Here is an 11,433-nt window from a genome sequence, read left to right on the forward strand (position 1 = left end):
GTGGGGCCCGCGGGGCGGGCGGTTTGGCCGCGGCACCCTCCCACCCCCTCCCCGGTTAATCTCCCGGCCTCACCCCATCCCGGGGGGGCCCCCCGGGGGGGGCCCCCCACCCTTCTGTTTGTGTCCGGCTGTTCGTGCGTGGTGCCGGATCAGTCGCGCTGTGCGCCCTGCGGCAGCGTACGCAGCTGCATGGTCGTCGCGGTGGTGGAACCGAAGCCGTAGTCCAGCAGCTTGGCCGCGTCGTTGTAGCGGTCGGTGCCGTTCAGGATGACGCCGACGTATGTCTTGGTGCCCCGGGTGGCGGCGAAGATGAGGCAGGGACCTGCCGCAGTGCCGGAACCGGTCTTGATGCCGACGGCGCCGCTGTAGGAGCCGAGCAGCTTGTTGGTGTTGTACCAGGTGTACGTGCGTGTGGCGCCGGTGCTGGTCGTCACGGGGGTGACGTACTTGGGGGTGCTCATGATGCCGCGCAGCGTCGAGCCCCGCATCGCGTAGCTGGCGAGCGTCGCGAGGTCGCGCGGGGTCGAGAGGTTGTTCCCGGTCGACGAAATGCCGTCGAACGAGTCGAACGTCGTGTTCGTCATCCCGAGCGAGGCGGCCTTCTTGTTCATCTGGCCGATGAACTGCTTGGTCCGGGCGGCACGGGTGGTGCCCACGCCGTAGGCGTCGGCGAGCGCGTACGCCGCGTCACAGCCGGACGGAAGCATCAGAGCGTGCAGTAGCTGACGGACCGTGGCCTTGTCGCCGGTCCTCAGGTCCGCCGTGCTGGCGCCCTTGGCCGTGACGTAGTCGCGGTAGGTCTGCGAGATGGTCACCTTGCGGGTCAGGTCGACGCCGGGGGTGTTGAGCACCACGGCGGCGGTCATGACCTTGGTGGTGCTGGCCATCTGCCGCTTGATGTCGGCGGCCTTGCCGTACTTCTTGGCGCCTGTCGCCCTGTCCTGCAGGAACGCACCCTTGGCGCTGAGCGTCGGCAGGGGGACAGCGGCCTGGGCGGACGTCATGAGCGGCGTGACCGCCAGCATCACGCCACCGGATACGACGGCTGCGAGGACAGAGTTGCGCAGGCGCTTGCTGCGGGCCTTGTGACCAGCCTTGGGGCGGGCCTTGTGGCTCGATATCAATGAACGCTCCGAGTTCGCGAATGCGTCGAGGGGACCGGGATATGGGGGGTTCCCGATACGAGACTCACGAACGGCCCGCAAGGATGTACGCGGACATGGCAAAGACTCTGTCCGTACACCTGTGATTCATGGGCCCGCGCGAATCGTCGCGCGGGCCCACCGGGCTTTCCGGATGCTTGTGGCTCAGGGCTACAGCTTGAAGCCGTAGTCCATGAGCTTCTTCGCGTCCGCGGTCCTGTTCGCCTCGGACGAGGAGGTGAGGACCGTACCGATGACCGTCTTGCCGTTACGGGTCGCGGCGAAGACCAGGCAGTACTTGGCGGTCGGGCCGGAGCCGGTCTTCACGCCGAGCGCGCCGCTGTAGCTGCTGAGCATCTTGTTGGTGTTGGTCCACGCCATGTAGCGGTATCCGCCGCTCTTCGTGGTCACCTTCTGCTTCGTCGACTTGGTCTTGACGATCGCGCGGAACGTGGAGCTCTTCATCGCGCTGCTCGCGATCTTCGTCAGATCGCGCGGGGTGGAGTAGTTGTTCCCACTCCCTATGCCGTCGAACGAATCGAACTTCGTGTTCTTCAGGCCGAGGGACTTCGCGGTGGCGTTCATCTTGCCGATGAACGACTTCACGCGGGCCCCGCGCGTGGTGCCGGTGCCGAACTTGTCGGCGAGTGCGTACGCGGCGTCGCAGCCCGACGGGAGCATGAGCCCGTACAGGAGCTGGCGGACGGTGACCTTGTCGCCGACGATCAGGCGGGCCGACGAGGCGCCCTTGGAGACGATGTAGTCGCTGTACGCCTTCTGGATCGTGACCTTGGAATCCAGGTTCAGGTTCTTCTGCGACAGCACCACCTTGGCGGTCATGATCTTGGTGGTGGAGCCGGTGGAGCGGCGCGTGTCCGCGGCCTTGGTGAAGAGGGTCTTTCCGGTGCCGTTGTTCATCACGAAGCCGCCCTTGGCGACGATCGTGGGCTTCGGCGGTGTCGCTGCCTGGGCCTGCGTGGCGAAGGCGCTGCCCGCGAGGACGGCGACGGCGGTGAGGGCCACGGTGGCAGTGGCGGTTGCGCGGTATCCGCGCTTCATGCCGATATTCAACTGAACGCTCCAAATGCCCCTGATATGCGGCTAGATAAGGGTGCCGCTCGGTGGTGAGACTTCTGGGGCGGGGCAATGGATGTACGGGCACGGGGGTGAATTCCGGGGTATTTCCGGAGCGGGGGTGGAGTGGGAGCGGAGTTGGGGGTGAAGGGGTGTCGGCGGGCTTTCGGGATTTCATATTGTGGACGGATCACCACATGCGTCCATGTTGTATCTATGCTGTGTGCATGCCTGCCGCGCCCTCTGTCCCAGCGAAGCCTCCGGTCAAGACCTCCCTCAAGCAGCCGCCCGCCGCCGACCGTGTGTACACCCACATCAAGGAAGCCGTCCTCGACCGGCGGTACGAGGGCGGGACGCTCCTCACCGAAGGCGATCTGGCGGAGGCCGTCGGCGTCTCCCGTACGCCCGTGCGCGAGGCGCTGCTCCGGCTGGAGGTCGAAGGGCTGATCAAGCTCTACCCGAAGAAGGGCGCCCTCGTCCTCGCCGTCTCCGCGCAGGAGATCGCGGACGTGGTGGAGACCCGGCTGCTGGTCGAGGAGTTCGCCGCCCGCAAGGCGGTGCCCGCTTCGGCGCAGCTGATCCGCCGGCTCGAGGACCTGTTGGAGGAGCAGCGCCGGAAGTCCGAGGAGGGCGACCTCGCCGCCGTCGCCGTGAGCGACCGCTGCTTCCACGCCGAGATCGTGCGGAACGCGGGCAACGAGATCCTCTCGCGCCTCTACGACCAGCTCCGCGACCGGCAGCTGCGGATGGGCGTCGCCGTACTGGAGGCGCACCCCGGCAGGATCGCCGCCAACATCACCGAGCACGGTGAGCTGCTGGAGGCCATCAGGGCAGGTGACGCGGACGGCGCCGCGCAGGTCGTACGCCGCCACGTCAGCCGGGTCAAGGTCCTGGTCCGGGGTGAGGACCGGTGAGTTCCGGGGCCGCCCCCACTCTCTCCCTGCCCGGCGATCCGCCCGGCGGCGCGCGGGCCGCCCGGATCTGGGGCATCGGCGTCGCCGTCTACTTCGTCGCCATCATCTTCCGTACGAGCCTGGGAGTCGCCGGACTCGACGCCGCGGACCGTTTCGACGTCAACGCCTCCGCGCTGTCCACGTTCTCCATCCTTCAGCTGCTCGTCTACGCGGGCATGCAGATACCCGTCGGGCTGATGGTCGACCGGCTCGGCACGAAGAAGGTCCTGGCCATCGGGGCCGTGCTCTTCACCCTCGGCCAGCTCGGCTTCGCGCTCTCCCCCTCGTACGGAATGGCACTGGCCTCCCGCGCGCTGCTCGGCTGCGGCGACGCCATGACGTTCATCAGCGTCCTGCGGCTCGGAAGCCGGTGGTTCCCGGCCCGTCGCGGGCCGATGATCGGGCAGGTCGCCGCACTCTTCGGGATGGCGGGCAACCTCGTCTCGACCCTGTTCATCGCACGCGCGCTGCACGGCTTCGGCTGGACCACGACCTTCGTCGCCAGCACGGCGGCGGGCGCGGTGGTCCTCGTACTGGTGCTGCTGTTCCTCAAGGACCACCCGGAGGGCCACGAACCGCCGCCCGCCGAGCACGCGGGAGCGGCGTACGTACGGAAGCAGATCGCCGCCGCCTGGCGGGAACCCGGCACCAGGCTCGGGATGTGGGTGCACTTCACCACCCAGTTCCCCGCCATGGTCTTCCTGCTGCTCTGGGGCATGCCGTTCCTGGTGGAGGCACAGGGGCTGAGCCGGGGAACCGCCGGTGAGCTGCTCACGCTGGTCGTGCTCTCCAACATGGCCGTGGGGCTCGTCTACGGGCAGGTCATCGCCCGGCACCACGCGGCGCGCACCCCGCTGGCGCTCGGCACGGTCGCGCTGACGGCCACGCTGTGGGCCACGACGATCTTCCACCCGGGCGACCACGCGCCGATGTGGCTGCTGATCACCCTGTGCGCGGTGCTCGGCGCCTGCGGCCCCGCCTCGATGATCGGCTTCGACTTCGCACGCCCCGCAAACCCGCCGGAGCGCCAGGGCACCGCGTCGGGGATCGTGAACATGGGCGGCTTCGTCGCCTCGATGACCACACTGTTCGCGGTCGGTGTGCTGCTGGACGCGACCGGCGACAACTACCGGATCGCGTTCGCCTCCGTCTTCGTCCTGGAGGCGCTCGGCATCACCCAGATCCTGCGCCTGCGGGGCAGGGCGGCGCTCAGGGAACGCGACCACCACGTGGTCAGCAGGGTCGAGGCCGTGCACGTGCCCGCGTGACACCCGGCGCGCCCCCGGCCGGCGGCGCGCCCGTCTCTCGTACTCCAGGACGGGCGTCGCCGACCGGTGGGACTACGGCGTGACGGCGAAGTTGTGCAGGATCGCCGCCGCGAGATCCTGGTCCCCCTCGACCTTGATCCGGTCCGCGACGGCCGTCGCCCGCACCCTGCCGCAGGCGAGGCGGTAGTACGTCTCCCAGTCCATCGCCAGCGTCACGGCGGGACCCAGGGACGGCGCCCCGTCGATCGAACCGCGGCCCTCCGCGTCGATGCGGACCGTGCGCAGGAACTCCAGCGGCCCGTGCACATCGAACACGACCGCCGAATTGGCGGGCGCGCCCGCGTCCTTGGCGACGACCTTCGGCAGTCCGGCGAGCAGGGTGTCCCGGGCGACGAGAGCGCCGGGGGAGTCCAGGTTGCCCGGCTGACCCAGCGTCGTACGCAGGTCCTGCTCGTGCACCCAGACGTCGAAGGCCCGCATGTGGAGTGCCAGTTCCAGCGTCTGCTCGGTCCCGAGGGGCGCCCGGACCATGGTCTCGGGGGCACGCGACTCGTTGCGCAGCTGGCGGGCGCGGCGGATGACGGTGTACTCCAGCTCGGAGGTCATCTCGGGCGCCGTGTGGTGGCGCCGCACGTCGACCTGCATCTCCATGTACCGGGTGAAGTCGTTCTGCACGTGGTAGAGATCGCGGGGCAGCGTGTGGATGGGGCGGGGGTCGCCGAGCTGTTCGCACTCCATGCCGATGATGTGCGACACGATGTCGCGCACCGACCAGCCGGGGCACGGCGTACGGCGGTTCCACTCCCCTTCGACGAGCGGCCCCACCAGCTCGGCTATCGACTCGATGGAGTGGGTCCAGGCGTCGGCGTAGGTCTGGAGGCTGGGATGGACGGTCACGGGACCCCTCGTGCGGTTCTGCGGTGCATGGGCTGGAGAGCAGGGAGTGCTGGCGTACTGTGCCGGCACTGACGGCGCTGTCTGCGGGCTACGGCTGCGGCTGCGGGCTGCGTTGAGGTTCGCTCGCTAAGTTACGCTGCGAGCAGGCACCCCGGCAGTGCTTTCGTGTGACGATCGTAGGCCCGTGTTGACGGCTCGAATGCCAGGACGGTGGTAGTGTGCGCGCCTCCCTCATCCAGATCGCAGTAGACCCGGACGAATCCGTCAATGCGCGCAGAGACCGCGCGGCTTCACTGGTCCTGTCCCAGCAGGGTGCGGACCTGGTGATTCTCCCCGAACTCTGGCCGGTCGGCGCCTTCGCCTACACCGCTTTCGAGGACGAGGCCGAACCCCTCGTGGGCCCCACGCACGAGGCGATGGCGAAGGCCGCCGCCGAAGCCGGGGTCTGGCTGCACGCGGGCTCCTTCGTCGAGCGGGCCGCGGACGGCGTCCTCTACAACACCTCGCTGGTCTTCTCGCCCGAGGGCGAGCGGGTGGCCTCGTACCGCAAGATCCATCTCTTCGGCTTCGACAAGGGCGAGGCGGTGATGATGGGCGCGGGCGAGGAACTGGTCACGGCCGCCCTGCCGCAGACGACCCTGGGCCTCGCCACCTGTTACGACCTGCGCTTCCCCGAAATGTTCCGCGGACTCGTCGACGCGGGCGCCGAGACCCTGGTCGTCGCGGCCGGCTGGCCGGAGCGCCGCCGCGCCCACTGGACGCTGCTGGCGCAGGCCCGCGCCGTCGAGAACCAGGCGTACGTCCTGGCGGTCGGCAGCGCGGGCACCCACGCCGGTGTCCAGCAGGCCGGTCACAGCATCGTCGTCGACCCGTGGGGCGAGGTGCTGGCCGAGGCGGGTGCGGACGAGGAGATCCTGACCGTGGAGTTCGACCCGGCCAGGATCGCCACCACGCGGGAGCAGTTCCCGGCACTGAAGGACCGGCGACTGGGCCTGGCCCCGCCGCGCTGATTCAACGGTCTCTCCGTGACGCCTCTGCCGGTTTCACGTGAAACCGGCAAGGGCTCACTCCTCCTTGTCCGCGAGCGTGATGACGCACATCGAGACGGCGATGAGCAGCGCCGCGTCGGCGTCCTCGCGGACGACATCGATCCCGTACGTGTCGCGGACGGTGAGCCAGCGCCGGGAGATCTGGGCGAGCAGTTCCCCGTCGTAGTCGATGGCGAACTCACGGTCCAGGATCCGCCCGCTGACATCGAGTTCGGTGCCGTCGACCAGGGTCACCCGGTAGTGGTTGCGCAGCAGCGACAGCCGCTTCCGCTTGACCTTGGCGAGTTCCTCGCCGTCGCGTTCGATGACCATCGTGTCGCGCAGGCTGATCAGCTTCTGCCGCAGCTCGATGAGAACCCGGCCCTGCGCGTCCTTGAGCTCGAAGGTGTCCCGCACCCGCATGGCCTTGCCGTCGACATGGAAGACCTTGCGGCCCTCGGTGTCCTCGATCCAGTAGTCGTCACCAACGGCGAACAGTCGCTCACGTACGAGAAGTCTCATGGCTGACAGGGTCCCCGAGCCCCCGCCGGAATGCGCGCAGGGCGCGGTGATGTTGACTGTCGGTATGGCTACACGTGCGCGCGTCCGGGCCCCCGAGCTGATCGGCAAGGGTGGCTGGCTCAATACAGGCGATAAGCAGTACACCCTCGCTGACCTGCGAGGACGTATTGTGATCTTGGATTTTTGGACGTTCTGCTGTGTGAACTGTCTGCATGTCCTCGATGAGCTGCGTGAGCTGGAGGAGAAGCACCGCGACACGGTGGTGATCATCGGTGTGCACTCGCCGAAGTTCGTGCACGAGGCCGAGCACCAGGCCGTCGTGGACGCCGTCGAGCGGTACGGGGTGCATCACCCCGTCATCGACGACCCCGAGCTCGCCACCTGGAAGCAGTACGCCGTACGGGCCTGGCCGACGCTCGTCGTCGTCGATCCCGAGGGGTACGTCGTCGCCCAGCACGCCGGTGAGGGGCACGCGCACGCCATCGAGAAGCTGGTCGAGGAGCTGGAGGCCGAGCACGCGGAGAAGGGCACGCTGCGGCGGGGTGACGGTCCCTATGTCGCCCCGGAGCCCGTCGCCACGTATCTGCGCTTTCCCGGGAAGGCCCTTGCCCTCCCGGATGGTGGCTTCCTGGTCTCCGACACCACCCGCCACCGGCTGGTCGAGCTGGACGGGGACGGGGAGAGCGTCCGCCGGGCCTTCGGTTCGGGTGAGCGCGGGCTCGTGGACGGTGGGCCGGACGACGTCCGGTTCAGTGAGCCGCAGGGGCTTGCCGTGCTGCCCGACGGGCGTGTCGCCGTCGCGGACACGGTCAACCACGCCATCCGGGCCCTCGATCTGGAGACTGGGCTGACGACCACGCTCGCCGGTACCGGCCGCCAGTGGTGGCAGGGGGCGCCGAGTCACGGTCCGGCACGGGACGTCGACCTCTCCTCGCCGTGGGACGTCGCCTGGTTCGGTGACCGTCTGTGGATCGCGATGGCGGGCGTGCACCAGTTGTGGACGTACGACCCCGAAAGCCTGAGTGTGCGCGTGGCGGCGGGCACGACGAACGAGGGGCTCGTCGACGGGCCCGCGGCCGAGGCGTGGTTCGCCCAGCCGTCCGGCCTCGCCACGTCGTTCGACGGGGAGCGGCTGTGGGTCGCGGACTCGGAGACCTCCGCCCTGCGGTACGTCGAGCGGGACGGCTCCGTCCGCACCGCCGTCGGCACCGGGCTCTTCGACTTCGGTCACCGCGACGGCGCCGCGGAACAGGCGCTCCTCCAGCACCCGTTGGGCGTGACCGCGCTGCCGGACGGGTCCGTCGCCGTCTGCGACACGTACAACCACGCGCTGCGGCGCTACGACCCCGCGAGCGGCGAGGTCACCACGCTGGCCACGGATGTGCGCGAACCGAGCGACGCCGTGCTGGTCGACGGGGATCTGGTCGTCGTGGAGTCGGCCCGGCACCGGCTGACCCGGCTGCGGCTGCCCGAGGAGGCCGTACGCGTCGCGGGCGAGGCGCACCGGACGCAGCGGGCGGCCACCGAGGTCGCGCCGGGAGCGCTCCGGCTCGATGTCGTCTTCCAGGCGCCGGCCGGGCAGAAGCTGGACACCCGTTACGGTCCCTCGACGCGGCTGCTGGTCTCCTCGACCCCGCCCGAACTGCTGGCGGAGGGTACGGGTCCCGGTACCGACCTGTTCCGCGATCTGGTCCTGGCGGACGGGGTCGCCGAAGGCGTGCTGCACGTCTCGGCGATGGCGGCGTCCTGCGACGACGATCCGGAGAACGAGTACCCGGCCTGCCATGTCCACCAGCAGGACTGGGGTGTTCCGCTCCGCGTGACGGCGGAGGGCGTGTCCCGGCTGCCGCTGGTGCTGGCGGGTATGGACGCCTGACTCTCCTGCCGGCGTACTGGCTGGTCAACTCCTGTGCCCCAGGGCGGAATCCGTTGCTTCGGATCCGCTCTGGGGCATTTGTCATGTCGCTGGTCCGGCTCTCCCGTGGCGTGTTATATATCGGACGCCTGTTCGAGGAGAGGGTGCGGAACGCCCTGCTCCGCCATGCCTTTCTGGGAGCATGTGTGACGAGTCGTCATCTGGTTACTTCTCACTTCACCTTCAGCCGCGGCGGTGTGGCCGCCGTGGCGGCGCTCGCTCTGGCCACCGGGGCGGTGCCGCTCCTCGCCACCGAGGCCCGCGCCGATTCCACCGGACTCACCCTCACCGCGCCGGACCACTACACCCCGGTCCAGGACACGCTGTACGCCGCCGGGGACACCGGCTACCTCCACCGCCGGGCGACGGACGACGGCTCCACCGCCCCGTACCAGTGGCGGAGTTACGACGGTACGGAGCGGACCGTCGAGGGCTACACCGGCACCCTCCCGGGCCAGCAGGGCAACTACGGGGCGGGCACCGACGTCCTCCCGGTGGCCTCGGACTCGTACGACAAGGTGCGGCTGCTCGACCCGGCCACCGGGGAGTCCAGCGAGATCACCGTGCCCGCGGGGCAGACGATGGTCGGCTCCTTCGGCAGGACCGTGCTGACGGCCTCGTACAACGAGGTGTGGCAGGTCGACAAGGTGCACATCCTGCGGGACGAGGACGGGGACGGCGTCACCACCGACACCGTCGTGGACCCGCCGGAGCTGCTGCGGTTCGCCAAATACCCGGTGCTGGCAGGGGACGGCCGTTCGGTGCTGCTGAAGTTCACCCGCACCCACACGCTCGGCCTGCTCGACCTCACCACCGGCGAGGTCACGGCCATCCCCACCAATGTCCGCAGGGACGACCAGCTCCCCCTTCAGGCCGTCCTCTCGCCGACGCACATCGCCTGGTACCAGGACGGCATGGACACGGCTCGCGTGGTGCGCCGCGACGACCCCACCGGCGCGCAGACGGCCGTGACCGTACCGGTCTCGGAGGAAGGCGCGCCCGTCATCGGTCTGGCGGGTGACTGGCTGCTGACCTCGTACCGCTCGGCGGAACCCACCGAGCACAACCCGCCGCTGCGCCGCGGCGGACCCCTGCGGGCCACCCCGTTCGACGGCGGACCTGCCCGGACCCTGCTGGACGTGGCGCAGCCCGACCTCCAGCAGATCCCGGGCGGCGGCGCGATCACGGTGGGCGGTGCGGACGCCGGTGACTGGGCGGTCCGCCGCGTCGAGGTCGCGGCGGACGGCACCCCGTCCCTGCGTACGCTCGACGAGGTGCCGTCCAGGTCGTCGGCCGTGGTGCGCGGAGTCGCGCTCGCCGCCGGGCAGTTGGTCACCAAGGAGGCGGACAGCGCGCCGCGTCCCGCGTACGTGACCCGCAAGGTCACCCTGACCGGGACGCCCGTCGCGGGCCCCCGCGCGCACGTCACGACCGCGCCGTACGAGGACACCTACGGCCAGCCGCTCGGGACCGGTGACGGCTCGGTCGTCCACGTCCGGCACGACGCGGCGGCCCAGCGGGATGTGCTGGTGCGTGCCACGGCCTCCGGCGAGCGCACCGAGATGGTGCTCTACGACCGCACCACCCCGGAGTCCTCCGGCCGGATCCTGCGCGATGCGGCGGGCCGGTACGCGGTGTTCGGCGGCGGCGGCTTCAGGGAGCGGTCGGTCGTCGACCTGGCCGCGTCCGGCGGCCCCGCCGTGGTGCAGACGGTGAACACCTCGGCCGCGGCCGTCTGGGGCGGGAAGCTGTGGACCACGGACGGGACCTGGGGCCGGATCGAGTCGCGTGATCTGGCGACCTCGCAGGTCACGCCCTACACGGTCGACGCCGCCTGCGAGATCCAGGACCTCCAGGCCGTCGGCCGCTGGGTGTACTGGGACTGCATGCCTCCCGGCGGTTCCTCGCCGGACGCGTACGACTTCGGTGTGTACGACCGGGAGACCGGCCGGAACATCGAGCTGCCGGAGCGCGGCAGGCTCGGCGACGGGTTCGTGGTCGGCCACGAGGCGGTGGCGGGCAAGCTGAGGCTCACCGACTTCCACACCGGTGTGGCGAACGTACCTCGGGTGCTCGGCGATCTGCCCGCCGTTTCGACGTGGAAGAGCTACGACGTCGACAAGTTCGGCGGCGGCGTCGCCTGGCTCGACGCGGCGGGCACCGTCCACGCGGTGGAGAGCGGAGTGCCCACCCAGCCGCTGACGGCGACCGGGTCCGAGGCGGACACGTCCTACGTCCTGGGTTCGGCGGCCGACTGGTCCGCCGCGTGGCAGCTCTCGAAGCCGGCGTCCGGGGCCACCGTGGTCATCAAGCGCAACAACAAGGTGATCCGCACGCTGGACGCGAGCGCGACCGGCGTGGCGCTCTCCGCCTCCTGGGACGGCACGGGCGCCGACGGCTCCCTGGCCAACACCGGTACGTACTCCTGGACGCTGACCGCCCCGCCGGAGGACGGCACGGGCGCCGCGCTCAGCCGGACGGGCACGATCACGGTGACCGGCTAGGGCGGTAGCGGTGACCGCGTGAGGGCAGGGCCGGGTGACTTGACCGCGTGACGGCGGTGCACCCGGTGCGAGGGCGGGCCCGGGGGGGGGGGGTGAACCCGGCCGGGCCCCCGGGGCGGGGGGGGGGGCC

Annotated in this window: 9 protein-coding genes; 5 read left to right on the plus strand and 4 right to left on the minus strand. The window is 70.1% G+C overall.

Features of this window, described 5'->3' with window-relative positions:
• Positions 1-149 precede the first annotated feature (149 nt).
• Entirely contained in the window at positions 150-1,025 is an 876-nt protein-coding gene (locus ACWGO0_RS28700; protein WP_453541215.1) for a D-alanyl-D-alanine carboxypeptidase family protein, read from the minus strand.
• A gap of 288 nt (positions 1,026-1,313) precedes the next feature.
• Positions 1,314-2,201 (minus strand): D-alanyl-D-alanine carboxypeptidase family protein, encoded by an 888-nt coding sequence (locus tag ACWGO0_RS28705; RefSeq protein ID WP_453541189.1) that lies wholly within the window; start codon positions 2,199-2,201, stop codon positions 1,314-1,316.
• A gap of 242 nt (positions 2,202-2,443) precedes the next feature.
• Here ACWGO0_RS28705 and ACWGO0_RS28710 point away from each other — a divergent pair, with 242 nt between their 5' ends.
• The gene (locus ACWGO0_RS28710) at positions 2,444-3,130 is read left to right on the plus strand and encodes a GntR family transcriptional regulator (RefSeq protein WP_453541192.1); all 687 of its coding nucleotides are present in this window, start codon (positions 2,444-2,446) and stop codon (positions 3,128-3,130) included.
• Positions 3,127-4,437 carry an MFS transporter gene (locus ACWGO0_RS28715; RefSeq protein WP_453541195.1) on the plus strand — a complete coding sequence of 437 codons (1,311 nt, stop codon included), beginning with the start codon at positions 3,127-3,129 and terminating at the stop codon, positions 4,435-4,437. Before ACWGO0_RS28710 ends, ACWGO0_RS28715 begins: the two co-directional genes overlap by 4 nt.
• A gap of 72 nt (positions 4,438-4,509) precedes the next feature.
• Here the strand turns inward: ACWGO0_RS28715 and ACWGO0_RS28720 are convergent, their stop codons facing one another.
• Positions 4,510-5,334, minus strand: coding sequence for a maleylpyruvate isomerase family mycothiol-dependent enzyme (locus tag ACWGO0_RS28720; RefSeq protein WP_453541198.1), 825 nt, complete (start codon positions 5,332-5,334; stop codon positions 4,510-4,512).
• 218 nt (positions 5,335-5,552) lie between these two features.
• Between ACWGO0_RS28720 and ACWGO0_RS28725 the strand changes: the two genes are divergently transcribed.
• Positions 5,553-6,344: a carbon-nitrogen family hydrolase gene (locus ACWGO0_RS28725; protein ID WP_453541201.1), complete on the plus strand. Its 792-nt coding sequence runs from the start codon at positions 5,553-5,555 to the stop codon at positions 6,342-6,344.
• Positions 6,345-6,398: 54 nt separating this feature from the next.
• Here the strand turns inward: ACWGO0_RS28725 and ACWGO0_RS28730 are convergent, their stop codons facing one another.
• Positions 6,399-6,884: an LURP-one-related/scramblase family protein gene (locus tag ACWGO0_RS28730; RefSeq protein WP_453541204.1), complete on the minus strand. Its 486-nt coding sequence runs from the start codon at positions 6,882-6,884 to the stop codon at positions 6,399-6,401.
• 64 nt (positions 6,885-6,948) lie between these two features.
• Between ACWGO0_RS28730 and ACWGO0_RS28735 the strand changes: the two genes are divergently transcribed.
• Positions 6,949-8,760, plus strand: a complete 1,812-nt coding sequence (locus ACWGO0_RS28735) for an NHL domain-containing thioredoxin family protein (protein ID WP_453541218.1) — start codon at positions 6,949-6,951, stop codon at positions 8,758-8,760.
• A gap of 185 nt (positions 8,761-8,945) precedes the next feature.
• Positions 8,946-11,303, plus strand: coding sequence for a FlgD immunoglobulin-like domain containing protein (locus ACWGO0_RS28740; protein ID WP_453541206.1), 2,358 nt, complete (start codon positions 8,946-8,948; stop codon positions 11,301-11,303).
• Positions 11,304-11,433 lie beyond the last annotated feature (130 nt).

Source organism: Streptomyces sp. NPDC055749 (assembly GCF_053617235.1).